This is a genomic window from Stenotrophomonas sp. Pemsol, assembly GCF_003586545.1.
GTDB lineage: Bacteria > Pseudomonadota > Gammaproteobacteria > Xanthomonadales > Xanthomonadaceae > Stenotrophomonas > Stenotrophomonas sepilia.
Genome location: NZ_CP025780.1, coordinates 3,705,305 through 3,731,179, shown reverse-complemented (window position 1 = coordinate 3,731,179; position 25,875 = coordinate 3,705,305). Strand labels below are relative to the sequence as shown.

The 25,875-nt window shown below is 65.3% G+C and carries 18 protein-coding genes and 1 tRNA gene; 14 read left to right on the top strand and 5 right to left on the bottom strand.

Going from position 1 to position 25,875, the window contains the following annotated elements; genetic code table 11:
* Positions 1–30 precede the first annotated feature (30 nt).
* The 7 genes from PEM_RS17240 to PEM_RS17210 all read left to right on the top strand — a co-directional run bounded on the left by PEM_RS17240 (position 31) and on the right by PEM_RS17210 (position 14,554).
* Positions 31–3,390 carry a TIM-barrel domain-containing protein gene (locus PEM_RS17240; protein ID WP_111174774.1) on the top strand — a complete coding sequence of 1,120 codons (3,360 nt, stop codon included), beginning with the start codon at positions 31–33 and terminating at the stop codon, positions 3,388–3,390.
* Positions 3,391–3,524: 134 nt separating this feature from the next.
* Positions 3,525–6,500, top strand: a complete 2,976-nt coding sequence (locus tag PEM_RS17235) for a TonB-dependent receptor (protein ID WP_119706131.1) — start codon at positions 3,525–3,527, stop codon at positions 6,498–6,500.
* 65 nt (positions 6,501–6,565) lie between these two features.
* Positions 6,566–7,921, top strand: coding sequence for a Gfo/Idh/MocA family oxidoreductase (locus tag PEM_RS17230; RefSeq protein ID WP_111128145.1), 1,356 nt, complete (start codon positions 6,566–6,568; stop codon positions 7,919–7,921).
* 317 nt (positions 7,922–8,238) lie between these two features.
* Entirely contained in the window at positions 8,239–12,948 is a 4,710-nt protein-coding gene (locus PEM_RS17225) for an RHS repeat-associated core domain-containing protein (protein WP_240431561.1), read from the top strand.
* Between the two features lie 3 nt (positions 12,949–12,951).
* Positions 12,952–13,371, top strand: a complete 420-nt coding sequence (locus PEM_RS17220; RefSeq protein ID WP_134955282.1) for a hypothetical protein — start codon at positions 12,952–12,954, stop codon at positions 13,369–13,371.
* 302 nt (positions 13,372–13,673) lie between these two features.
* Complete coding sequence (locus tag PEM_RS17215) at positions 13,674–14,108, top strand: hypothetical protein (RefSeq protein ID WP_005420072.1); 435 nt, start codon at positions 13,674–13,676, stop codon at positions 14,106–14,108.
* Positions 14,105–14,554: an adhesin gene (locus PEM_RS17210; protein WP_111128146.1), complete on the top strand. Its 450-nt coding sequence runs from the start codon at positions 14,105–14,107 to the stop codon at positions 14,552–14,554. Before PEM_RS17215 ends, PEM_RS17210 begins: the two co-directional genes overlap by 4 nt.
* 39 nt (positions 14,555–14,593) lie before the next feature.
* On the opposite strand, the gene PEM_RS17205 is transcribed toward PEM_RS17210, so the two are convergent.
* Positions 14,594–14,670: transfer RNA gene (locus tag PEM_RS17205), tRNA-Arg, on the bottom strand.
* Positions 14,671–14,819: 149 nt separating this feature from the next.
* Between PEM_RS17205 and ubiA the strand changes: the two genes are divergently transcribed.
* From ubiA to PEM_RS20360, 3 genes are all read left to right on the top strand, one after another.
* Entirely contained in the window at positions 14,820–15,713 is an 894-nt protein-coding gene (ubiA, locus tag PEM_RS17200) for a 4-hydroxybenzoate octaprenyltransferase (RefSeq protein WP_065186584.1), read from the top strand.
* 161 nt (positions 15,714–15,874) lie between these two features.
* Complete coding sequence (locus tag PEM_RS17195) at positions 15,875–17,299, top strand: TIGR00366 family protein (RefSeq protein ID WP_181453247.1); 1,425 nt, start codon at positions 15,875–15,877, stop codon at positions 17,297–17,299.
* Between the two features lie 272 nt (positions 17,300–17,571).
* The gene (locus PEM_RS20360) at positions 17,572–17,736 is read left to right on the top strand and encodes a hypothetical protein (RefSeq protein WP_005414774.1); all 165 of its coding nucleotides are present in this window, start codon (positions 17,572–17,574) and stop codon (positions 17,734–17,736) included.
* 54 nt (positions 17,737–17,790) lie between these two features.
* Here the strand turns inward: PEM_RS20360 and PEM_RS17190 are convergent, their stop codons facing one another.
* Positions 17,791–18,417 carry a YiiX/YebB-like N1pC/P60 family cysteine hydrolase gene (locus PEM_RS17190; protein WP_065186583.1) on the bottom strand — a complete coding sequence of 209 codons (627 nt, stop codon included), beginning with the start codon at positions 18,415–18,417 and terminating at the stop codon, positions 17,791–17,793.
* Positions 18,418–18,622: 205 nt separating this feature from the next.
* Between PEM_RS17190 and PEM_RS17185 the strand changes: the two genes are divergently transcribed.
* The 4 genes from PEM_RS17185 to PEM_RS17170 all read left to right on the top strand — a co-directional run bounded on the left by PEM_RS17185 (position 18,623) and on the right by PEM_RS17170 (position 23,171).
* A complete protein-coding gene (locus tag PEM_RS17185) occupies positions 18,623–19,147 on the top strand; it encodes a hypothetical protein (RefSeq protein WP_005420058.1) in 525 nt (174 codons plus the stop codon).
* Positions 19,148–19,199: 52 nt separating this feature from the next.
* On the top strand, positions 19,200–19,772 hold the full coding sequence (locus PEM_RS17180; RefSeq protein WP_240431560.1) for a hypothetical protein: 573 nt from the start codon (positions 19,200–19,202) through the stop codon (positions 19,770–19,772).
* Between the two features lie 122 nt (positions 19,773–19,894).
* The gene (locus tag PEM_RS17175) at positions 19,895–21,619 is read left to right on the top strand and encodes a peptidoglycan-binding protein (protein WP_111128149.1); all 1,725 of its coding nucleotides are present in this window, start codon (positions 19,895–19,897) and stop codon (positions 21,617–21,619) included.
* 139 nt (positions 21,620–21,758) lie between these two features.
* On the top strand, positions 21,759–23,171 hold the full coding sequence (locus tag PEM_RS17170) for a TPM domain-containing protein (RefSeq protein WP_111128158.1): 1,413 nt from the start codon (positions 21,759–21,761) through the stop codon (positions 23,169–23,171).
* Between the two features lies 1 nt (position 23,172).
* Here PEM_RS17170 and PEM_RS17165 read toward each other — a convergent pair whose 3' ends face one another.
* The 3 genes from PEM_RS17165 to PEM_RS17155 are packed head-to-tail and all read right to left on the bottom strand — an operon-like array spanning position 23,173 to position 25,819.
* Positions 23,173–23,844 carry a VOC family protein gene (locus tag PEM_RS17165; RefSeq protein ID WP_111128150.1) on the bottom strand — a complete coding sequence of 224 codons (672 nt, stop codon included), beginning with the start codon at positions 23,842–23,844 and terminating at the stop codon, positions 23,173–23,175.
* Positions 23,845–23,898: 54 nt separating this feature from the next.
* Positions 23,899–24,978 (bottom strand): alpha/beta fold hydrolase, encoded by a 1,080-nt coding sequence (locus tag PEM_RS17160; protein ID WP_095378922.1) that lies wholly within the window; start codon positions 24,976–24,978, stop codon positions 23,899–23,901.
* 13 nt (positions 24,979–24,991) lie between these two features.
* Positions 24,992–25,819, bottom strand: a complete 828-nt coding sequence (locus tag PEM_RS17155; protein ID WP_111128151.1) for an AraC family transcriptional regulator — start codon at positions 25,817–25,819, stop codon at positions 24,992–24,994.
* Positions 25,820–25,875: the final 56 nt, after the last annotated feature.

The window sequence follows — 25,875 nt, the reverse complement described above, 5'->3', positions numbered from 1 at the left end:
AAACGCCCGGTGAACGGGTTGGGAGTCCGCGTGGAAAACTGCGTACGTCGCTCGCCGCTGATGCTGGCCCTGTTGCCGGCCTTGATGCTGGCGTCCATGACGGCCCGGGCCGAGCCGGTCGGAAACCTGCGATTGGTCAGCGCCAGCGCCAGCCGCGATGGCGTGCAGGGCTGGGACCTGCAGACCGACAAGGGCGCGCGCATCCGCATTGAACTGCCGGCGACCGACATCATCCGCGTGCAGGCCGGCCGCAACGGCACGTTGACCGGCGCCGGCGACAAGGCCGCACCGATCGTGCTGCCGCAGCCCAAGGCGAACGTGCAGGCGCAGCTGGAAGAAGACGCGCAGGAAATCCGCGTGCGTACCGACGCACTGGTCCTGCATGTGCAGCGGCAACCGCTGCGCCTGCGCCTGGAACGCCTGGACAACGGCCAGCCCACCGCGCTGTGGCAGGAACTGCAGCCGCTGGACCTGGAGGCCACGCAGAGCGTGCAGGTGCTGTCCTCGCAGGCCGATGAGGGCTACTTCGGTGGCGGCCAGCAGAACGGCCGCTATCAGTTCAAGGGCCGCGAGCTGGAGGTGTCCTATTCCGGCGGCTGGGAAGAGGGCGACCGCCCCAGCCCGGCACCCATGCTGCTGAGCAGCCGTGGCTGGGGCATGCTGCGCAATACCTGGAGCGATGGCAGCTACGACCTGCGCCAGCCCGACCAGGCCACGCTGCTGCATCGCGAAGACCGCTTCGATGCCTACTACTTCGTCGGCGCGGACCTGCCCAAGCTGATCGAGCGTTACACCCAGCTGACCGGCCGCCCGAACATGGTGGCGCGCTGGGCGCTGTCCTATGGCGATGCCGACTGCTACAACGACAGCGACAACAGCAAGAAGCCCGGCACCGTGCCCGAAGGCTGGAGCGACGGCCCGACCGGCACCACGCCGGATGTGATCGACAGCGTGGCCAAGCAGTACCGCGCCCACGACATGCCCGGTGGCTGGATCCTGCCCAATGATGGCTACGGCTGCGGCTACAAGCAGTTGCCGGAAACGGTGAAGGGGCTCGCCGGCTACGGCTTCCGCACCGGCCTGTGGACCGAGAACGGCGTCGACAAGATCGCCTGGGAAGTCGGCAAGGCCGGCAGCCGCGTGCAGAAGCTGGACGTGGCCTGGACCGGCAAGGGCTACCAGTTCGCGATGGATGCCAACCGCCAGGCGTTCAACGGCATCCTCGACAACTCCGATTCGCGCCCGTTCCTGTGGACGGTGATGGGCTGGGCCGGTATCCAGCGCTACGCCGTAGCGTGGACCGGCGACCAGAGCAGCAGCTGGGATTACATCCGCTGGCACGTGCCGACCCTGGTAGGTTCGGGCCTGTCCGGCATGGCGTACGCCAGTGGCGACGTCGATGCAATCTTCGGCGGCAGCGCCGAGACCTTCACCCGCGACCTGCAGTGGAAGGCGTTCACCCCGGTGCTGATGGGCATGAGCGGCTGGTCATCGAACGCGCGCAAGCACCCGTGGTGGTACGACGAGCCGTACCGCAGCATCAACCGCGACTACCTGAAGTTGAAGATGCGCCTGACCCCGTACATGTACGGGCTGGTGCACGAGGCCGCGCAGACCGGCGCACCGCCAGTGCGGGGGCTGATGTGGGACTACCCGCGCGACCCGCATGCACAGGATGAAACCTACAAGTACCAGTTCCTGCTCGGCCGCGACCTGCTGGTGGCGCCGGTGTACCGCAGCCAGGCCGCCAGCCGTGGCTGGCGCCGCGACATCCACCTGCCGGCCGGGGGGTGGATCGACTACTGGGACGGCCGTCGCGTGCAGGCCGGTGCCGACGGCCGCCAGCTGGACCGCCAGGTGGACCTGGCCACGCTGCCGGTGTTCGTGCGCGCCGGTGCGATCCTGCCGATGTACCCGTCGATGCTGTTCGACGGCGAAAAGCCGCTCGATGAAGTGACCTTCGACCTGTACCCGCAGGGCGACTCGCAGTACACGTTGTACGAAGACGATGGCAACACGCGCCGTTACCAGCAGGGTGAGTCGAGCACGCAGGTAATCCGCGTGCAGGCGCCTGCACTGGGCAGTGGCCCGGTGCAGGTGCAGATCGATGCGGTGCAGGGCCAGTACAACGGCCAGCTGGCGCAGCGTCGTTATGGCCTGCGCGTGCTCAGCCGGCAGGCGCCACGTGCAGTGCAGGCCGGTGGCCGCGCGTTGCCAGCGCTGGCCGATGCGGCGGCGTTCAACGGTGCGGCTGAAGGCTGGTACTTCGATGCCAAGGAGCGCCGTGGCACGCTGCACGTGCGTACCGCTGTCCAGGACATCCGCCAGCCGCTGCAGCTGCAGCTGGACTTCGCGGCGGCCGCTGCGGCCGCCGACGATGCCTATCCGGCCGCGCCGGTACTCGGCCGCGAACTGCCCGCAGACAGCCTGCTGGTGGTCAACCGCCCGGCCGAGGAGCCCGGCCATGCGCTGGAGAACGCCTTCGATGACGATCCCAACACCTGGTTCCGCAGCGTGCGCAACCAGGCCGTGCGCACTGGCGCGCACGAGTGGGTGATCGGCTTCGGCGAACGCAGGATGATCGATGGCATCGACATCGCGCCGCGCAACGACAAGAACTGGAAGCACGGCCAGGTGCGCGATTACGAGGTGTACCTGGGCGACAGCAATGGCGAGTGGGGCGAGCCGATCGCCCGTGGCCGCCTGCAGCTGAAGGAAGGCGTGCAACGCATCGACTTCCCGGCCCATGCCGGCCGCCTGCTGCGCTTCCGCGTACTGAGCGTGCAGAACCCCGAAGGCGACAGCGCCAGCAGCACCGACCCGATGGTGACCGCCGCCCAGGGCAGCGCCCGCGCGTTCGATGCACTGCAGCCGCGCGACGTCGGCCCGATCGCACTGTCCACCTTCCACATCCTCGAACACCAGGAACCGGAGCGACCGGCCCGGCAGCGCTATCTCTCCGAGCTGCCGGTGCCGGCCGCGCTGGCCAGCCAGCTGCGTACCGACCAGTCCTTCCGTGGCGACGCCGGCATGCGCATGAACGGCCTGCAGTTCCGCCGTGGCCTGGGAGTCGGCGCCAACAGCCGCATCGACCTGCGCCTGCAGGGCGGCTGGCACCTGCTGCGTGCCGACCTCGGCATCGACGACGCCTGCCGCAACGCCGGCGGCCTGCAGTTCCAGGTATGGGGCGACAACCGCCTGCTGTACGACAGCGGCCTGGTGAAGGCGCCCGGCGTGGTCAAGCCGGAGCTGGACATCCGTGGCCTTTCCACCCTGAGCCTGCGCACGCTGGGTGCGCAGGGCAGCCAACCCGCCCAGGTCTGTGCCAACTGGGCCAACGCCGTACTGATCGGCCAGGAGGGCGACTCCGCCAGCATCGTCGCCCCATGACCCCCACGTAACACCGCTCCTCCCCCGCCCCATCCCGACTACGGCCCTCATGGCCGTGGCCCGGGAGCGTTTTGCCCGCCGAACGCCCACGCGCTCACTCAGTTGCGCCGCACCCCTGCCAGGAGAGAACCCCGATGTTGCCCGCCCGCCACCACCGCCCCCCCTGCCGCCCGATCGCTCCGCTGACGCTGGCCATTGCCGGCGCGCTGTTCTCGCTTGCTGCTCCTGCCTTCGCCCAGGAGAGCAAGGACAACGCCACCGACCTCGCCCGTATCGAGGTCACCGGCTCCAACATTCGTCGCACCGACGTTGAAACCGCCTCGCCGGTGCAGGTGATCAGCAAGCAGGACATCCAGAACATGGGTGCGCGCACGCTGCTGCAGGTGCTCGACAACCTGCCGGCCGCGCGCCCCGCGCAGCAGGATGCGCGCTCGCTGTTCACCGGTTCCGATGGTGCCTCGCAGGCCAACCTGCGCGGGTTGGGCGCACAGGGCACACTGGTGCTGCTGAACGGTCGCCGCCTGTCGTACTACGGTGCGCCGGCCGGCTTCCAGACCCAGTTCGTCAACATCGATGCGATTCCGGCCGCGGCCATCGAGCGCATGGAAGTGCTGACCGACGGCGCCTCGGCGGTGTACGGTACCGACGCGGTGGCGGGCGTGATCAACGTGATCACCAAGCGCAACTTCCAGGGTGCCGAGATCAGCTTCACCAACGACACCTCCTCGCGCATCGATTCCTACGGTGAGCGCCAGGCCAGCATCACCGCCGGCTTCGGTGACCTGGCCGAGAACCGCTTCAATATCTATGGCGCGGTCAACATGTACCGTCGCGACGCGATTCCGCTGAGCGATTTCTACGACAAGCGGCCCGACCAGTACTACGTCAACAACCCGAACTACCTCAACAACCTGCGCCTGGGCGTGGGCAGCAGGCCGGGCGAGTTCAACCCGGGCACCTACTTCGCCTTCGATCCGGTCACCGGCCGCCGCGTGCAGGAAGCCGCGCCGGGCTGCAGGAACGTGTTGACCAGTGAAGCGGCCGGCCCGCGTTGCGTCTGGGAAACCTGGATGAACAACGAGATCGATGCCGGCGCCAAGTCCGAGCGCAACACCGCCTACCTCAACGGCACCTTCCTGGTCGGTGACAACACCGAGATCTTCGCCGAGGCGACCTACACCGACATCGACCTGCGCGCCAACGGCGGCACGCCGCGCACCTACGGCACCACGACCGGCAACCCGACCAGCTGGTTCTCGCGCAACACCGGCAACACCGTCAACCAGTTCCTGTACCCGTTCCTGGGCCCGAACAACGAGTACAACCACGCCAGCCCGCAGTTGAAGGCCATGATGGGCGGCGTGGTCGGCCTGAACTACCTGCTGCAGGATGCCGGCCCGAACTACTTCGGCCAGCGCAATACCGACAAGAGCTATCGTGTGCTGGCGGGCGCACGTGGCAACGCGGGTGACTGGAACTGGGAAACCGCATTCGCCAGCGCTGGTACCCACTCCACCACCTACCAGACGATCAACGTCAACACCAAGGGTTTCGAGAAGGCGTTCGGGCCGTACACGATCGATCCGGGCACCGGTCGGGTGATCATCTCCGACCACCCGGCGTACAAGTTCGGCGAGATCAGCGAAGCCAACGCCGCGTTGATACGTGAAGCGTTCCCGACCTTCGACATCCAGTCGTGGACCCGCCTGCATACCCTGGACGGCAAGATCGAAGGACCGCTGTTCCAGCTGCCGGCGGGCGAGATGCGCGCCGCGTTCGGCTTCAACGCCAGCCGTGAGACCTTCTACACCCCGGGCAATGCCGATGCGGCCAATGGCCTGATCACCCAGCAGGGCGGCTCGTGGTTCGACGGCAAGCGCAACACCTACGCGCTGTTCGCCGAGACCGTGGCGCCGATCACCGACAAGCTGGAACTGGATGCGGCGGTGCGCGTGGACAAGTACCCGAACTTCAGCGCCAACATCGCGCCGAAGATCGGCTTCAAGTACCAGGCGTTCGATCAGCTGATGCTGCGCGGCACCTATTCCACCGGCTTCCGCGCACCGAGCCTGGCCGAGTCCGGCAACGGCGGCGTGTTCGCCCAGCTCGGTGGCTTCCGTGACGAACTGCGCTGCGGCGAGACCAACGCCATCGCCAACCTGCTGCTGAAGTCGCAGCGGCCGGGTGACGTCGACCTTGGCAAGACCCTGCTGAACGTCGACTGCAGCCGCACCGTGGCGCGCATGACCCAGCCGAACAAGGACCTGAAGCCGGAAAAGGCCAAGATCGCCACCCTCGGCTTCGTCTACGAGCCGGCAACCTGGCTGTCGGTGTCGGCCGACTACTGGTTCATCTACCGCAACAATGAAATCGTCGCGCCGGACTATCGCCGCATGGAAGACATCATCTCGATGTCGCGCTCGCCGATCACCGACAGCGACCGCGCCAACCTGGCGCAGCTGGCGGCAATGTGCGCCGATCCGGCCAGCGGCGTGAGCTGCCCGGCCACCCTGCCGGGCTACTCCGCCGGCAACGTGGCCAGCGTGGTCGGCCAGTACAAGAACCGCGGCAAGACGCTGATCGACGGCTTCGACATCGACGCACGCAGCCGTTTCTCGCTGGGCGACTGGGGCAACCTGAACATCGGCCTGGCCGCCACCATCGCCAACCGCAACCGCTTCTACATGGATGCGGAGAACGGCTGGTACTACGGCGACGTGGTGGGCTACTACAACAACCCGCGCCTGCGTGCCACGCTCAATGCAGACTGGACCTACAAGCAGGTGACCACCAGCATGTTCGTCAACTACGTGGGTGGCACCAAGTGGGCTACCGACCAGATCGACGAAGAGAGCAACAACAAGGAAACCTGCACCGGCGGCTACCTGGCCCTGCAGAACAGCAAGTGCGATGGTGCACCGTCGTGGTGGACCGCCAACATGAGCGTCACCTGGCGCCCGGACGATGCGTGGAACCTGAGCTTCACCGTCAAGAACCTGTTCAACCGCCTGCCGTTCTACGATCCGAACAGCTTCCTGGGTGACTCCAGTGACTACGCAACCATCTTCGGCCGTGGTTACAGTGTGACCATCGGCTACCGGTTCAAGTAATTCCGTTTGCGTGACCTGGCGTGCCGGCTGCGGCCGGCACGCTGCCAAGAGGAGAGATGTCTGCCATGAAGCGTAGGGAATTCATCGCGGCCAGTGCCGCTGTCGCCGCCAGCAGCCTGCTGCCGCAGACCCCGGCATGGGCACGCGGGCGCAAGGTGCGTCTGGCCATGATCGGTACCGGCATGCGCGGGCTGGTGCTGCTGAAGGAGCTGGTGCGTCGCGACGACGTCGAAGTGGTTGCCCTGTGCGACATCGAGCCGATCATGCTCGGTCGCGCCATGGAGATGGTGGCGAAGGCCGGCAAGCCCGCGCCGAAGACCTACGGCCAGGACCGCGATACCAACGCCTGGAAGCGCCTGCTGGAACAGAAGGGCATCGATGGCGTGATCATCGCCACGCCGTGGGAGTACCACGCACCGATGGCGATTGCCGCGATGCAGGCCGGCGTGGCCGTGGGCTGTGAAGTGGTGGCCGGCATCACCCTGCAGGACCACTGGGACGTGCTGAAGACCCAGCTGAGCACCGGCACCCCGTACATGCTGCTGGAGAACGTCTGCTACCGCCGCGACGTGATGGCCGCGCTGCAGATGGTGCGCCAGGGCCTGTTCGGCGAACTGGTGCATCTGCAGGCCGGCTACCAGCACGACCTGCGCGGCGTGAAGTTCAATTCCGGCGACCCCAACCAGCCGTACGACAGCGGCGTGGAGTTCGGTCCCAAGGGCTGGAGCGAAGCTCGCTGGCGCACCGAGCATTCGGTGCAGCGCAACGGCGAGCTGTATCCCAGCCACGGTATCGGCCCTTGCGCGATGTATACCGGCATCAACCGTGGCAACCGCTTCACCCACATCAACGCCTTCGCGACCAAGGCACGCGGCCTGCACGAATACACCGTGGCCAAGAGTGGCGGCAGCACCCACCCCAGCACCAAGGTGAAGTTCAAGCTCGGCGATATCGTCACCACCACGCTGGCCTGCGAGAACGGCGAGACCATCCTGCTGCAGCACGACACCTCGCTGCCGCGCCCGTATTCAATGGGTTTCCGTGTGCAGGGCACCAAGGGCCTGTGGATGGACGTGAACCATTCGATCCACATCGAAGGCCGCAGCCCGCCGCACCAGTGGGAAGAGTTCAAGAAGTACCAGGACGCGTACGAGCACCCGCTGTGGAAGCAGAATGCCGACACCGCCGCCAGCGCCGGCCACGGCGGCATGGACTGGTTCGTCATCCATGCATTTGTTGAAGCGCTCAAAGCCAAGGCACCGATGCCGATCGACATCTACGACGCGGTGACCTGGAGTGCGATCACCCCGTTGAGCGAGCAGTCGATCGCCAACGGTTTCCAGACGCTGGAGTTCCCGGACTTTACTGCTGGTGCGTGGAAGACGCGCAAGCCGATCTTCGCGTTCGACGGTAAATACTGAGATTCATCCCTTCCATGCTGTGACGGAAATGCCGGGCGATGCCCGGCGTTTCTGTTTCTGGAGGCATTCGCCTTGTAGAGCCGAGCCCACGCTCGGCTGAATTTCCGACACGCTCCCCCCCCTGCATCAGAAAACTCTGAAATCCGACCCACTCCACAGTTTCTGACTTGAATGTGTAAACGACATCGGAGATAACGTCCCCCATGCGGTCAGACCGCATTCCGGACCAGGGACGATCCGAAGCATGACGTGGTGAGGCAACCGCCCCACGTTCTCGTTCCTGCCGGTGCTGTGTTTGTCCAGGAAGGAGAACAGGGATGTTGGAACGACTGAAGACCATTTCGTGTGCCGCACTGGCGATGATCGCGCTGGGGAGCTTGGCTCCTTGGGCTGCGCAGGCGCAGGAGGTGCAGAAGAAATGGGAGAGCTACCTGTCGATGGGCCAGCCGCGAGCTACCGAAGCGGCGGTGCAGAAGGACATCAAGTCGCTCTTTTCCCAGTACGAAAAGGACAAACCCTTCAATTGGCATGTCAAACGCCAACGCGTCCTTGGAAAGAAGGTCATCTACGATTACCGGGTGAGACCCGAGAAGATCGTTACTACCGACTGGGTCTACATCCACTCAGGGCAGGAGTACTCATCCGAAGATCAGATTCGTAGCGTGATCCTCGCTACCCGCGTCAGCGACCCGCAGTGCCCGGCGACTTCACTCACGGAGGATCCTTGGGTGGAGCTCCTTGGACTTGGCAGGGGCGACGACGGTAGCGTCACCAACGAGGAGAAGAATTTCCATTACACCTTGAACTTCTATCATCAGAGCACTCAAGAATGCTCGTCGATAGTGGGGTGGGAGCATGTGCGCCGGGCCAGAACGGCGCTTTGTCCGAATCGACCGTCCCTGACGTGGAATGAGGCCCTGCAGATGTGCTCTCTGGTCCAGCAGGACGAGCCGCACATGTCGCCCATGCTCTCCTACACAAGCGGGCCGCTGCCGCCGCAGCAGTGTCCTGTTGGTAACCCGTGTGATCCGACCACTGGCGATAAATCCCAGCCTGAGCCGGATTTCAACCTTGGATGGGTGAGCTTCCAACGCCACTATCACTCCCTGACGAGCACGGCGGGCGGCGCGTTGGGTACGGGCTGGACCCATTCCCACAATCTGCGGCTTACCGCAGGCGTAGACGATTCCACCTTCCCTCCCAGCTCCGAACTGAAAGTTGGGCTGATCGGCGCCGATGGCGGGCAGATCGCATTCCAGAAAGTGGGGGCAAGCTACGAAGCCATGGACGGAAGCGGCGATCGCGCGGTCCAGCAGGGCACCAACTGGCAACTTTCACGTGCCGGAGAGCGCATTTATTTTGATGCTGATGGCTTGATGCAGCGCCGTGATTTCGAAGACGGTACTTCGCTGACCTATGCACACGACAGCCGCGGCCGCCTGCTCAGCATCACCCATTCAACCGGTCGGCGCGTGGATGTCCAGTACCTCGCGCCGGGCGACGATTCACTGATCTCGGCCCTGGTGATCGCCGGCCAGCCTGTGGTGAGCTACGCCTATTCTCCGGCCGGGGAACTGATCACCGCGACCTATGCCGACGGTGCCAGCCGTACGTATCACTATGAGGACGCCCGCTTCCCGGGCTACCTAACCGGCGTGACCGCCGAAGACAACCAGCGCTACAGCTGGTACGGCTATGACACGCAAGGGCGAGTCACCTGCAGCCGCCATTCCGGCGATTGCAGCCAAGCCGACGTGGGCATTGATGGCGTGCGCCTGGAGTACACCCCGGCAGGCACCACCATCGTCACCGACGCACTGGGCAAGCAGAGCACCTACGCCTTGACCGCCAGCGGTACCAGCGGCCTTCCGCGCAAGGTCAATGGCATCACCGAGAGCAACGGCAGCATCAGTCGCACCTATCTGCCTGAGGGCACCGATTTCCGGCGTCGGCTTCAGTCGGTGACCGATCGCCGTGGCGTTGTTACCAACTACGCCTATGCGGAGGCCAGCGACGCTGTCGCAGGTGCTGTCAGTGTGACCACCACCACCGAAGCGGCCGGTACTCCGGACCAGCGCATCAGCGAAACGCGCGTGGCCATGGACAGCAATCGGCTGGTGCAGCAGACCGTCGGTAACCGTGAGGTCCGCGTCGCACGCAATGTGCGCCTCCAGCCAACCACCATCACCGTGCGCGACAGGGTGACCGGTGATACCCGCATCACCACGCAGACCTACTGTGAGGCCGAAGGGCCGGAGTGCCCGCTGGTGGGACTGCTGCGTAGCGTGGATGGCCCACGCAGTGATGTGGCGGATGTCTCCACCTATGCCTACTACACCGCGGACGACGCGGGATGCGCGGCCAATGGTGCCTGCAGTTATCGCAAGGGCGACCTGCGCAGCGTGACCAATGCGCTGGGCCAGACGGTCGAGACCTTGGCCTACGACGCGTTCGGGCGGCCGTTGTCGGTCAAGGATGCCAACGGCGTGGTCACCGATTACACTTACCATGCGCGCGGCTGGCCGACCTCGGTCACCGTGCGCGGTGCCACCACAGCCGAGGACCGGGTGACCCAGATCAGCTACTGGCCGACCGGCCAGGTGCAACAGATCACCGAGCCTGACGGCAGCAGCGTTACCTATGTCTATGACGCCGCCCAGCGGCTGACGGACATCGCGGACAGTGCGGGCAACACCATTCACTATGCGCTGGACAACGCCGGCAACCGCCTCAAGGAAGACACGCTGGATGCAGGCGGCACCCTGCGCCGTACTCTGGCGCGGACGTTCAACACGCTTGGCCAGCTGACCGCGCTGAAGGATGCGGGCAACCACGCCACCGGCTTTGCCTACGATGCCAACGGCAACCCGCAGACGATCACCGACGCCCTGCAGCGCGTGACCAGCCAGCAGTACGACCCGCTGAACCGCCTGGCGCAGACTCTGCAGGACGTCGGCGGCGTGGCGGCGGAGATCCGCAGCCAGTACAACGCGCTGGATCAGGTCACCCAGGTCACCGACCCGAAAGGTCTGCACACCACTTATGCCTATAACGGTTTCGGTGATCTGACCGGGCAAGTCAGCCCGGACAGTGGCGCCAGCAGCTTCACCGTGGACGCCGCCGGCAATCGCAAGACGGCTACCGATGCGCGTGGCGTCACCGCCACCTATCACTACGATGCACTCAACCGCCTGATCGGTATCGCCTATCCGGACCCCAATCTGGACGTGGGCTACAGCTATGACGTGGCGCCGGCCGCCTGTGCTGCCGACGAGCGCTTCGCCAAGGGACGGCTGGGGCAGGTGCTGCATGCCAATGGCAGCACCCAGTACTGCCATGACCGCTTCGGCCAGGTCACCCGCAAGGTGCAGACCGTCAACGGCGTTGCCAGTACGCTGCGCTATGCGTACAGCAAGTCGGGTCGCCTGACGGCATTGACGTATCCCGATGGCAGCGTCGCCGACTACGTGCGCGATACTCAGGGGCGCATCAGCCAGATCGGCCTGACCCGGCCCGGCCAAGCCCGCCAGATCGTGGTGAACAACGTGACCTACGCGGCTTTCGGCCCGGCGACCGGTTGGGCCTACGGCAACGGCCGCCAGCTGCAGCGTCCGTTAGACCTGGATTATCGCCCTCAGGCGGTGCATGACCCGGCTGCAGGCGGCCTGTCGCTGGGCTATGGCTACGATCCCGTCGGTTCGATCACCGAGCTGAAGAACGGCGCAGGCTCGTCGGTGCTGGCCAAGTACGCCTACGACGCGCTGGGTCGCCTGACCCAGACCCAGGACGGGACGACAGGCACGCCGATTGAAACCTATGCCTACGACGCCACCGGCAATCGCACCGCGCTGACCACCTCGGCAGGCACCGCCAGCTACACCTATCCCGCAACCAGCCACCGGCTGACCGCCGTGGACGGCGAAGCGCGCAACCATGACGCAGCGGGGAATACCACCAGCATCGGCAGCAAGACGTTCATCTATAACGATGCCAACCGCATGAACGCGGTGAAGCAGGGCAATTCCGTACTGGAAAGCTACGCCTACAATCATCGCGGCGAGCGCGTGCTGCGTACCCCGGCTGGTGGCGCAGCACAGATCACGTTGTACGACGAAGCTGGGCAGTGGCTGGGGAACTACTCGGCCACGGGCCAGGCGCAACAGCAGGCCATCTGGCTGGACAACTACCCGGTGGCGCTGATCAACGTGCCGGGCACCGGCGTGCCGGAACTTGCCTACGTCCAACCAGATCATCTGGGCACGCCGCGCGTGGTGATCGATCCGGTACGGAATGTCTCGATCTGGGAGTGGAGCAACAAGAGCGAAGTGTTCGGCAACCAGATTCCGAGGGCTGACCCGGATGGCGATGGTGTGGCGTTTGGGCTTGCGCTGCGCTTCCCGGGCCAGCAGGCCACGGATGCGAGTGGGTTGTTCTACAACTACCAGCGTGAGTATGAACCAATGGTGGGGCGGTACTCGCAGAGTGATCCGATTGGTTTGGTTGGAGGCATCAGTACTTATTCATATGTGAGTGGGAACCCTGCGTCTGCTTTGGATCGTCTTGGCTTACAGTCCGGTGCAGCTCGGGCTATGCGATTGCCACCTCCAGCGTATCGGCCTGGAAGTGGTTACCAGCAGTGGAATCCTGACCTCCCGGGCTATGGGGAAGGGCAAGCTCCTGCGCCATACATTGATATGAGTCCGATCCACTCGCCAATCGATGCTTTCATTGGTGCGACGGTAAGTTTGCCAGTAATCGTGGATGCTCTCGCCAACCTCTACTTCAGCAAGAAAAAGGACGGTGCGCGATCCAAGCCTACGAACTGTCCAGTAGGAACACTCCCTATAGACACGGCCAAAAAATCCTTCGGGCTTGATCATGGTGCCGTTGAAACCATTAAGGAAGGTTCCGCTGCTAGCCCGACGCACTGGACTGGTATAGCCCCAAATGGCGATATTTGGGTTGGGACGCAGGACGGCAAAGGTAGAATAGAGGGGAATATTAGTGATTATGGTTTTGGGAGGTGATGCGTGAGTGGTCTTTTGGTGAATATTTCACTTAGGTTTTTCCATCCCTCTGTTTCTGCTGAATCCATTAGGGAGGAAATTGGTTTGGAGTCCCGCTTTGCCCGCAGTGCAGGCGAGCCTAGACCAGCTCGGCAGGGTGAGGATCAGCAGCTCTATGAATTTACCTATCTATCTATTCCTCTCGCGAGGAAGGTGAATGTCGAGTTGGATGAGGAGATCTCCCGTTGGTGCGATTTTCTGATAAACAAGCGTGAGTTCATTGGCCACATCACAGATACGGGAGGGAGGGCAGAATTCTATATCAGCATCTTTGTGGGCGGACTTGGCGGATTTGAACTGGATCGTGCAGTTCTCACCAGAGTCACAACTTTGGGCCTCGGTTTGGCGGTGGAAATTTACCCGCCTTCGGGCGACGAGACGTAGAGCGCCTCGGGTGCGCGGTCGAATCGGCTGCATCGGGAATGTGGTCGGCAGAGGGGATGTCATCTATCTATCCCTGGATCCAGATGCGGTACTGGAGGAGGACGTCTGGGAACTGGTCGCATTGTTCAGGAGGTATCGGATTCCACTGGCCCAGCTGCGAACGCTGGAGGCAGGCAGGTACTCTCGAGCGCTGCGCGATGCCTTGCGCGAGTAGGGTGCCAAGCGGGAGGCAAGGTGCATGAGCTCCCGCACTCCTCCACAAAAGAACGCGATCGGGCTGCACGCCCTCGGAGAGGTACAAGATGAAAGCCAGGCAGATTCTTCGGTACGGGCTGGCCTACGCGGTGTCGTGTGGAGCACTCTGGCTGTTCCTGCACTTTGTGGGCAGGGCGCTTTACGCCTTCGACTCACATCAGGTTTTCTTCTGGCTGTATGCCGTCAGCCTTTTGTTGCTGGGAATCTGCGCACGGGTTCCCGCCGCGGGCCGCCTTACGATCAGGCGGCTTGCCAAGGGGGCTGGCTTGGGGCTGCTCGCGGGCCTTCTGGCCCAGGTCGTGGTGCTTGTACTGGAAGCCTATAGATTCAGCGGATTCAGCCCATCGCTGCTCTGGCAGGTACCGGTTTCGCTGACGGTGATGAGCGTCGTGCTGCTCACGCCGCTCTGGGGCGTAGTGCTGGTTGCCCTCACTGCCGAACACCGCCGCGACAACCACCCACGTCAGGCCTCGAAGCCATGAAGCACCTGAACGCCTTTTGCCTCGTGGTTGCACTGACATCCTGTGCGGCGCATCCGAACCGCACCACGAAGTGTCCGCCGGCCCATTTCACCTACGTCGGCACCGAGAGCGTCGACGGACTGACCTACGGGCGCTTCCAGGTCACCCACAATGCTGATCAGCCGCTTCAGCTGTGGGTGGATGAGAGACGCAGGTTGAACCCAAGGACCGCTCGCGCAGAGATGAGGCGCACAGGCGAGGATGCCTGGCGGCCTTACAACGTGATCCTTGAGGAAATCACACCGGGAGCGATCGGGCTGTCGATCGGGCAGGATGAACAGCAGAGCGTTCTGTTCGATGGTGATGGCCTGTTCCTGGCCGGCGCATCCAGCGCGGGCGCGAATTACTCCATCGTGGTACAGGACGCTGCCGGTTGCGAGCATCGCTCGGCAACGTTCATTCCCTGACATTTCTGGCGGCGCGCCGGCCAGGCAACGAAGGAAAAATGGCGCGCCCGGAGGGATTCGAACCCCCGACCAATGGCTTCGGAAGCCACTACTCTATCCGGCTGAGCTACGGGCGCGTTGTAGAACCGCCGCGCCGTCGGCCAGTGCCGGGGCGGGCATCGCAGCGCCATGAGGCGGTGCGGGACCGGCATTCTATCCAGTTTCGTCGAACAAATCTCCCCCCACCGGCAAAGCCCTGCCGGAGGGGCAGGAGTATCCTATCGCCATGGCTGATACCCCCCTCACTTCGCCGCAGTCGCCGGCGACGCCGCGTTGGCGGCATTACTGGAGTCTGATGCGCGCTGATCGCCCGATCGGCACGCTGCTGCTGCTGTGGCCCACCTGGTGGGCGTTGTGGCTGGCTGCCGGCGGCCTGCCGCCGCTGTGGACGCTGTTCGTGTTCACCGCCGGCGTGTGGCTGACCCGCTCGGCCGGTTGCGTCATCAACGACTACGCTGACCGCTGGCTCGACCCGCATGTGGAGCGCACCAAGGCGCGGCCGCTGGCCACCGGCGCGATCAGCGGTCGCGCCGCGCTGGCGCTGTTCGCCGTACTGATGCTGGTGGCCTTCGGCCTGGTGCTGACCCTGAACGGGCTGACCATCGGCCTGAGCTTCATCGGCGTGTTCCTGGCCGCCAGCTATCCGTACCTGAAGCGCTACACCCATCTGCCGCAGGTCTACCTGGGCATGTCGTTCGGCTGGGGCATCCCGATGGCGTTCGCCGCCGTGCAGGGCGAGGTGCCGATGCTGGGCTGGCTGCTGTATGCCGGCAACATCCTGTGGTCCACCGCCTACGACACCTGGTATGCCATGGTCGACCGCGAGGACGACCTGAAGATGGGCTCGCACTCCACCGCGATCCTGTTCGGTGATCTCGATCTGGTCATCCAGGGCGTGCTGTACGCGCTGTTCCTGGCCACCATGGCGCTGGTTGGCGTGCGCGGCGGGCTGGGTGGCTACTACTTGGCCGGCGTGGCCATGGCCACCTTGCTGGTGGTGTACGAATTCTGGATCTGCCGCAACCGCGAGCGCGGCCCGTGTTTCAAGGCGTTCCTGCACAACAACTGGGTCGGCGCCGCGCTGTTTGCCGGTATCGCCGTGGACCTGGCGCTGCGTTGACCCCAGGGGTTGGTAGAGCCGGCCGCTGGCCGGCTGCACCCGTGCGCGATCCCGAGTTTGCCGGCCAGCGGCCGGCACTACCGCCACCTACGACCAATAGGTGGCAGACAGCCCACACCCCACCGCCCAGAATCGGTCCATCGAACCTGGGAGGGTAGGCGATGGCCTCGACGGCAGCAGTACAGGACGGCTGGATGGCGCGCGCAGCGCTGCGCTCGGCCGCCTGGGCGGAAAAGTGGTTCCCCGATGCGTATGTGTTCGCGGTGCTGGGCGTGGTCATTGTCGCGCTGGCCGCGATGGGCTTCGGTTCGACCCCTCAGGCCACCGCCAGCGCCTTTGGTGACGGCTTCTGGAGCCTGATCCCCTTCACCATGCAGATGGCCTTCGTGGTCATCGGCGGCTACGCCGTGGCGACCGCGCCGGTGGTCGCACGCTTCATCGATTTCCTGGCCCGGGTGCCGCGCACCGGTCGCGGTGCGGTGGTGTACGTGGGCCTGGTCAGCATGCTCGCCTCGCTGCTCAGCTGGGGCTTCTCGCTGGTGTTCGGTGGCCTGCTGGTCCGCGCGCTGGTCCGTCGCACCGAACTGCGCATGGACTACCGCGCCGCCGGTGCGTCGGCCTATCTCGGCCTGGGCGCAGTGTGGGCGATGGGGCTGAGCTCGTCGGCCGCACAGTTGCAGGCCAACCCGGCCAGCATGCCGCCGGGCCTGGTGGAGATCACCGGCGTATTGCCGTTCACCGAAACCATCTTTCTGTGGCAGTCGATCGCCCTGACCGCAGTGCTGATCCTTGTCTCGCTGCTGATCGCCTGGCTGACCGCGCCTGCAGCCGGCAGTGCGCGTACCGCCGAGGAATTTCCCGGCGCTGCGCAGGCCGAGCCGGAACCGCTGCAGCGACGCACGCGCCCGGGCGAATGGCTGGAATACAGCCCGCTGCTGACCGTGCTGCTCTCGCTGCTGGCGTTCGGCTGGCTGTTCAACGAGTTCGCCAACAAGCCGGTGGTCACTGCCATCGCCAACCTCAACACCTACAACTTCCTTTTCATTTCGCTGGGCCTGCTGCTGCACTGGCGCCCGCGCAGCTTCCTCAACGCTGTGGCCAAGGCGGTGCCGAGCACCACCGGCGTGCTGATCCAGTTCCCGCTGTACGGCGGTATCGCGATGATCCTCACCCACGCCGCCGGTGGTGACGGGCAGACCCTGGCGCACCGGCTGTCGAGCCTGTTCGTGCACGTGGCCAGCACCGATAGCTTCGCGCTGGTGATGGGCATCTACTCGGCGGTGCTGGGCTTCTTCGTGCCGTCCGGTGGCGGCAAGTGGATCATCGAGGCGCCGTACGTGATGCAGGCCGCCAACGAGCTGAAGGCGCACCTGGGCTGGGCAGTGCAGGTCTACAACGCGGCCGAAGCGCTGCCGAACCTGATCAACCCGTTCTGGATGCTGCCATTGCTGGGCGTGCTGGGGCTGAAGGCACGCGACATCGTGGGCTTCACCTTCATCCAGTTGCTGGTGCACATCCCGCTGGTGCTGGGCCTGTTGTGGCTGCTGGGCATGACCCTGGCGTATGTGCCGCCGGTGATGCCGTGAGTGCAGGGCTGGCGTCCGTGCGCGAGCAGGACGCCAGCTCCGTTCAGCGCGTGTTTCCAGCAGAGCACGCCATGAATGCGCGCAGTCGGGCTGACGGCATGAGCACATGCCGAACCCATATGAATCCTTCATCGGCTTGTGCCGCAAGGGGCTTTGCCCGTTCATTCACGCGCGTACACACCAATGTAGCCGCCCACCAACGCGCGATTAACTCTTCGCTGCAGACGATGACCCCGTCCACCGCATTCCGCGTGTGGCTTTGGAGATCGGACATGGCACAGCAGAACCAGAACCCGAACCAGAAGCAGCAGGGCCAGCAGAACCAGCAGGATCAGCAGCAGGGGCGTGGCCGCGACCAGCAGCAGCAACAGCAGCAGGAACAGCAGCAGCGCAACCAGCGCAACCAGCAACAGGGTGGGCAGGACGAGGAGGAGTGACTTCGGTACCCACTTCCTGTGATGCGCGAAGCCCCGCCCCGTGCGGGGCTTCGCTTATTCCAGCACGCCAATGCGTTGCAGCACCGGCGCTGCTGACATGTCGTTCGGGTTGGTGCCCGGCTGATCCTGCGGCACCTCCATGCCCATGGCGCGGTAGAGATCGACCCAGTGCCGTGCGATCTGCCCGGTCTTCGGGTTGCGGAAGTTCATCGGCTGCAGTGCGAACACATGGTGCGCACGGAACGCACGTTCGATGAAATCCGAACAGTAGTAGCTGTCCTCATTCAACACATACGACGTGTTGTAGGGCTTGCCCAGCATCATGCGTGCGGTCGCGATCGCATCCTTGATGGCAGCCTGCTGCGATGCGCGCAGCCGATAGACCACGACCTGCCGCTGCTTGCCTCGGGCGTCCTCGCGGAACTGATCCAGCGTCTGCCGGCGCGAGCCTTTCTCATCCGCATGCAGTACCTCCCAGCCGTCTGGCGCCGCAGCGACCAGGGCCACGTGATCGAAGCTGGGTGCGCCCTGCTTGCCGGTGGCATCGTCGATGGCCGCGCTCAGGCCGGCATGGCCGGCGGTGACGAACAGCAGATCGCCTTCCCGGACCTCCAGCGCGGCCGCACCACCAGGCCACAGCGTTGGCAGCAGCAGGGAGAGGGCAAGCAGGAATGCGCGCATGGGGCCAGGGTCGAAGCGTGTGCGGCGTAGTCTAACGGCTGCTGCGATGACGTTGATTTCAGTATTAGTGTGATATTAGTCACAATTCGGCATGTCGGGATATTCCTGACAGCGGATGTTGAAACTGAATTGACCGAGGCATGGCTATCCTTGCCTCCCTACCGCGCCGGAACCGCGCGCGACCGCCCGGAATCAGGAGGATCCCGTGAACCAGCTCCGCCCCGTTGCCCTGCTTGCGCTTGCCCTGGGGCTTGCGCTGTCCGGCTGCAAGCCTGCGCCCCAGGCAGCCCCCGCTGACGCCGCCGTACCGGCTCCGACCAGCACGGCCACCGCCACGACGCCGGCCACGCCGGTTGCCGCGGCCCCGGCAGAGGCTTCTGCCAGCTGCCCCCATCCGGTCTTCGACGACTTCCTCAAGCATTTCGGCAACGAGATCGCGCTGCAGGAAACGTCCACTGCCGATCCGCTGCTGGACAGCCACATCGACAGCGAAGCCGAGCCGGAGCCACGCAAGGTGGAGGAGAAGGTGCCGCTTGCCAAGGTCGAATGGCCGGTGATGCCGGACCCGGCCACGCTGCAGCGCCAGGGCCGCGAGATGCAGGTCACCCGCCTGCCCGATGGCCAGGTACAGGTGCAGATGCGCACTCCCGATACCAGTGACCAGCAGATCTACACCTTTGCCCAGAAGCCGTGCTGGCAACTGGTCAAGCGTGAGGACGAATCGATCTGATCCCTGAGCGACCGCCTGCGAGCGGTCGTGTGATTCACCCAAGGAGCCCCGCATGCGTCTGTCTCCCGTTGCCCCCGTACTGGCCCTGATGCTTGCTGCCTGCAGCGGCCCTGACGCGGCTGCACCGGCGGCCCCTGCTTCCACTGACCCGGCAGCGACGCCGGCCGCGCCTGCGGCTGCCGTTGCGGACCATCCCACCTCTCTTACGCGCGACGAGACCGGCATGCATATCGATTGCCAAGGCACCCGCCTGCACCTGGCGGCCCAGCCCACCCAAGACACGGACGCTTCCCGGCTGACCACGCTGGAAATCGAAAAGGACGGCGCACGCCAGGCCATTGCTGCGCCCAAGGAGATGGACGGCTATACCGCCGTTGGCCTGGCCTGCGTGCAGGACCGCAGCGGTACGCCGTACTTCGTCGTGCAGTACGGTGAACTGCCGTTCGGCTGCAGCTTCTGCGAGTGGTACTACCTGTACGACGCCAGTGGCCGCCAGTTGACCCACAGCACACCGCCGCTGCGCGGCGCGGAAGGCGAGGAGCAGGAGCCCAACAACGACGAGTACGAGAAGTTGATCGACTCGCTCGGCATCAAGCACCCGGAGGTGAACTACATCGAAGACTGAGCGCAGCGGCAGGACGTCGCACGCGCGCTGTGAACGCAGCACTGCAGTACCGCAGTACCAGAAGTACCAGGAGCAGTACCCCTTAAGGAAATTCCCTTTTTCATAGAATGGATAGCACAGACATGGCAGACATCTACCAGGACATGGTCCAGCCCCGCGGGGCGGCCTACAGCAGTGACCGCATCAAACCGTGGAGCCACTACCGCGAGCCGATCGACCAGAGCGATGGCCGCCTGCATGGCAACTCCCGCCGGTGGGGCGATGCGACCCCGGAAGTACAGTCACGGGTGATCGACACGATCATCGAGTCGGCGCGCGAGAAGGGCCTGACCCCACGCGAAACGGCGCACGTACTGGCCATCGCCCGCGTTGAATCGGGTTTCAACCCCGATGCCGCCGCTGGCACCACCTCGGCCTCGGGCCTGGGCCAGTTCATCGACAAGACCGGCAACCACTACCACCTCAACAACCGCAACCGCTTCGACGTCGGCGCACAGTCCGATGCACTGGTTGACCATTACATCGATAACCGCACGCTGGCGCACAAGCGCGGCCAGGGTGAGGAGTACATCTACAAGTACCATCACGACGGCCCGACCCGCGATTACGGCGGCCTCACCCTGTCTGAAAGGAAGGTGATGCCGTACGTGGACAAGTACGAGCGGTTCGTGGAGCAGCGTCTGGGACTGACCCACGGCCAGTCCCAGGGCAGCCACGCGGCCCCCGCCGTAGCTGCGGCCACGCACGCGCAGGCCAAGCCGGCAGCGGCGCATGCCGAAGGCCAGACCCGCAACTTCGAGCAGACGATGCAGGTGATGCTGCCCCCGCAGAACGGGGTCAAGCCGCACATTACCGGTGAGTTCGGCGAACACCGCGCGCACAAGCCGCACGGTGGCACCGACTTCAACTATGTCGGCGGCCAGCACGGCCGTAATCTGCAGCACCCGACCGTCAACGCGCCGATCTCCGGAACGGTGACGTTCGTCGGTGGCGACTACGGTACGGTGAAGATCAGGGATGCACAGGGCAACTCGCACGAGATCCTGCACCTGCAGTCGACCCAGGTGAAGGAAGGCCAGCCGATCAAGGCGGGCGAGCCGATCGGCACCATGGGCGGGCGTGGCCCGGGCGGTGCGGGTCAGTATGCCCAGCACGTGCATTACCAGTTGAAGGATCCGCACGGCAAGCTGCTCAGCCCGCAGGACTTCTGGGACCACGGCAAGCTGAAGGAAACCGGCAAGGGTGGCCATTCGCATGATGCCGACCACAACGGTGTGCTGCGCCAGGGGGCCAAGGGCGAGGAAGTGACTGCGCTGCAGAAGGAACTCAACCGCCTGGGCGTGCGCGACGGCCAAGGCAATCCGCTGAGCGAGGACGGCAAGTTCGGTGCCAATACCAGGGACGCACTGATCGCCTACCAGAAGCAGCACGGGCTCTCCGCCGACGGCGTGGCGGGTCCGGCGACGCTGGGCAAGCTGGCCGAAGGCCGCAGCCATGCCGAGGCGGCGCCGAAGGGGCCGCAGCTGGGCGACAAGGCGCATCCGGATACGCCGCTGCACAATGCGATCCGTGGCCACATGCCGGGCATGATCTGCAACGAGATGAGCGCGCATGTGACCGCCCAGGCCAAGGCCGCCGGCATCGATTCGCCGGAAAAGCTGCAGGGCGTCACCGTGCAGGATGGCAAGGCCTTCGTCGTGGGCACCGTTCCCGGCTTCCGTACTGCGGTGGACATGACCCAGGCGGCACCGAGCCTGCAGGAGACCAGCGCTGCAATGCTGGCCAAGCATGAGCCTTCGCAGCAACACGTGCAGGACGAGCAGCAGCGGGTGGCCATGGGCCGTTGACCGCTGCGTGTGAAGAAGTGTGTGGTATAGGAGGCCGGCCGGGGTAATCCGGCCGGCTTTTCCGTTCATGGGGCAAGGACATACACGGATGCCGTTTCGCATGATGCACAGCACCGCCATTGCAAGGCACGGCGTCCACATGAGCCGGGTGCTGCCGTGGCGCAACGCATGGCAGTGGGTAGGGCTGGCACTGCTGCTCTGCCTGCTGCCGCTGCCAGTGCTGGCGGCGGCCCCGATTCCGGCACTGGACGACCCGGTGGTGGACACCGCCAACGCACTGTCCGCCAGCACCCGCGCCACGCTGCGCGAGCAGGCATTGCAGCTGCAGGCACGCAAAGGCGCGCAACTGCAGGTGCTGGTGGTGCCCAGTGTTGGCGATGACGGCATCGAAGCCTATGCACAGCGTGTCTTCGACCAGTGGCAGCTGGGCCGCGCCGGTGTCGATGACGGGGTGTTGCTGCTGGTGGCGGTGCAGGACAGGCGTGTACGCATCCAGACCGGCTATGGCCTGGAAGGCACCATTCCCGATGCCTATGCCGCGCGCATCATCGACAAGGCGATCGTGCCGCGCCTGCGCGAAGGAGACCTGGACCAGGGCGTGCTGGACGGCAGCAGGGTGCTGGTGGCGCTGATCGATGGCGAGCCGCTGCCGCCCGAGCAGGATTCATCCGCACGCAACCTGTTGCCAGCGGATTGGCGTACAGGGGATTCGGTCGTTGCCCTGACGTTGCTGGTGGGGTTCCTGGCCGGTCTGTGGCGATCACCGCCACGCCTGCTGGCCACCAGGACCGAGGCCGAGTTCAGCGGTAAGCGCCGTGAGCGGCGGCGCAAGGCACTGGCAGCCAATGCGGCAATGCCCAGGCCGAATTGGCCGACATTGCCTGCCTGGGGCAGACCGTTGCTGGTAACGGCAGTGATGGCCGCTGGGTTGGTTTCGGCGACGCTGCTGCTGCCGCGGCATGTGCTGCCTGCGCTGTTCTTCGTGCTGTTACCGGCCGTACCGGTGGCGGCGCTGCTGGGGTGGTGCTGGCGTCGCAGCCGTGGTGTGCGCATCGTGCTGTCCGGCATGTTGGCCGTCAGTATCGGTTTCTTCATGGTGATGCTGGTTCGTGGTCAGTTGCCGCCCAGCCTTGCCCTGCACACGTTGCTGAACCTGGCGGTCGCCATTGCCGCCATGCTGGTGTTCTTCCTGGTGCAGGCCGGCCGCGCGCGCTGGCGGAAGAACCGCAACAGCTTCGCCGTGCGCCTGGTGGTGCTGGTGCTGTTGACCGGCGGCTATGCGCTGGGCGCGCTGCTGGCCATCGACCGGGCCAGCGACGAGAACGCACGCGTGTTGGCGACGATCGTGTCCAGCGTAGGCACGCTGTTCCTGTACTTCATCTGGGTGTTCACCCTGCTGCCCGGCGAAAAAGCACGCAGCGGACGAAGGTCGTCCCAAGGCTACCGTTCCTCGTCCAGCACCTCGTCGTCGAGTTCGTCCTCAAGCAGTTCCGGCAGCTGGTCCGGTGGTGGTGGTCGCAGCGGCGGCGGCGGCGCTTCGGGCAGCTGGTAGTTCAGGCCGCCCACACCCGCCAGCCCAGCGCGGCATCGCGCAGTTCGCCGCTGCCGCTCACATCACCCACCTGCAGCTGCACGCCCTGCGCATTGGGCAGGTCCTTCTGCTCGGGGAACCAACGACGGTCGGCGGCGACGATGATCAGCAGGCCCTCGTCGTCGCCCATCGGCGCGAACTGTGGCGACGGCGGGCTGATCGGCTGCAGGCCGAAGCGCTGGCTGGACTGTTCGCGCACCGCATCGACATCGTGGCTGGGCAGGCCAACCTCGCTCAGGCAGGTCAGCTCGCTGCCATGGAACACGCCTTCGCGCGCGCTGGCCGGCAAGCGACGGCGGCCGATCAGTTCAAGGATCAGGCCGTCCGGGCCGGTGAAGTACACCGACTGCGATTGCCAGCTGCTCTCCAGCGCAAAGTAATCCAGGCCCTCAGGATTACGTTGCAGCGGGGTACGTTCGCGCAACCAGGCCATCGCCCCGCCGAAGCGGTTGTCCGGTACGTTGAAGGCCAGGTGCACGCCACCGACGGGGTGATCACCCGCCGCCTGCAGTTCGATCGTGCTCCAGCCGATGTGCACATGGTTGCCGACCACGCGCTGCTGCAGCACATCGTGGAAATACGCGGCGACGGTGGCGACGTCGGACACCGGCAGGGTGAGGTGAAGCAGGCGCATGACCGATTCTCCATGGACGCGCTCACTGTAGCGCTGGGGCCTGCCCGGCGGCCACTAGCGCAGTGAATGGTTGAAGAATCGTATTGCTGCGTCCACTGCCTGCGCGTGGGTCTGCGCCTTCGGCACCGACGTCCTGCACAGGTCCTGCAGCCGCCGCTGTCCGGTCGGGGTGCATGCGGCGAGGAAATCGTAATGGCCGACACCGGGCAGCGCCTGCAGTGCAGCGCCCGCAATCACCGCACGCGCAGCCTCGCCATTGCTCTGCGGTGGCGCAACCGTGTCAGCCTCGCCCAGTACGATCGACACGGGCTGTTCCAGCGAGGAGAGCTGCTCGGGCGCAAAGGCCTGCACGATTGCCGGTGCCAGCAGGAACACCGCGCGCACGCCGGGAATGGCGCGCGCGTCGTTGGCGTGGGACATCCACGGCGACAGCTCGGGCGACGCCGCAGCGGCAACACGCGCCTCCATCGTGTGCGTGGCCGCTTCCTGCTGGGGCCGGCAGACGCCGTCATCCGGATGCGCCGTGCAGAAGGCCAGCAGTCGCTGCAGGTCCGGTCGCGCACCGGCCGCCACCAGTGCGGTGTAGCCGCCGGCCGAGAATCCGGCGACCCCCAGGCGCTCAGGATCGACATGCGGGCCCAGCACCGGATCGGCCTGCACAGCCGCCAGTGCGGCACGCAGGTCATCGGCGCGCAGCCAGGTCAGTACGCTGCCGGGCAGGGTCATGCTGTCAACGCCGTTGTTGCCCGGATGATCGACTGCGATCACCAGATAGCCTGCCCGCGCCAACGCGGTGCCCAGCCAGCCCATCATGCGCGCGCTGCCGCCGTTGCCATGGGAGAGCAGCAAGGTCGGCAGGCGATCACCGGCGACCGGCGCATCCTTGGACGACCGGCCGACGTCGAACAGCGGCGCGTCGGGTGGACCGATGGTCAGCGCGGTTTCCCGGCTGCCTGCAGGTGCCGGATACCAGACCGTGTAGCGCAGCGCGTCACGGCGCTCTGCGTCGCGCACGGCGGCGCTGGCCAGCGTCGTTGTGCCGTGGCGCTCGCCGGCCACCCCGCTTTCGCGAGCGGCGCCGGTGCTTGTGAACGCCATCAGCATCGCTCCCAGCACAGCAGCGGTCATGCGCATCTTCAACTCCTTGTCAGTGGGGACGGTCGTCGACGGGCAGCCAGATTTCCACGCCGCCCTGGCCGGTGTGCTCGTCGAACCGGGCGTCGTACCGCTCCAGATCCGGCGCATCGGCGAGGCTCAGGTTGGAAGCAGGAAGATAATGATCCAGCAACCAGAACCAGGTCGAGCGGATGGCCGAGATGTGCCCGCTGTGCCAGGCCACCAGGTAGCGGCGCGCCGGGATGTCCACGCGTTGCCAGCGCGCAGGCACGCTCGGCACCGTGCTTACCGGCAGTGCCGCGATGTAATCGAAGCCACCCTTGTCATCACTGTTGCAGCACACGCCGAAGCTGATCGGCGCCGGCATCGGCCATTCGCGGTTGAGTTGCGCCCACTGGCCGGGAATCGCGCCGCCACTGTCGCGGGTATGCCGCACGCCGATGCCGGCCACCTGGAACGCGGGCGTCTCGAGCAGGCGGGGGGCTTCAATGCAGGCGGACGGGGCCTCGTCCATGCGGATCGCCTGCACCAGCGCCAGCCCATCGGTGCCCTGTTCGCGTACGCGCTCCGGCGTCTGTCCGAACTGTTCGCTGAAGGCACGCGTGAAGGCGGCATGGGTGGTATAGCCGGCACCCAGCGCCACCTGCAGGATGTCGCCGGCGCCGCTGGCCAACTGCTGCGCGGCAGCGGTCAGGCGGCGCCCGCGCAGGTAGCGCACCACCGAGGTGCCGGTGCGGGCCTGGAACAGGCGCGACAGATGGAATGGCGACAGGCCCGCCGCAGCGGCAATGTCGGCCAGCCCCAGTGGCCGATCCGCGTGGGTTTCGATGTACCACAATGCCTTGCCTGTCGCGCTCATCCTGCCGTTCCCCGGATCCAATGCCGGCACAGTAGCGGATCGGCAGGCGCGGCGTT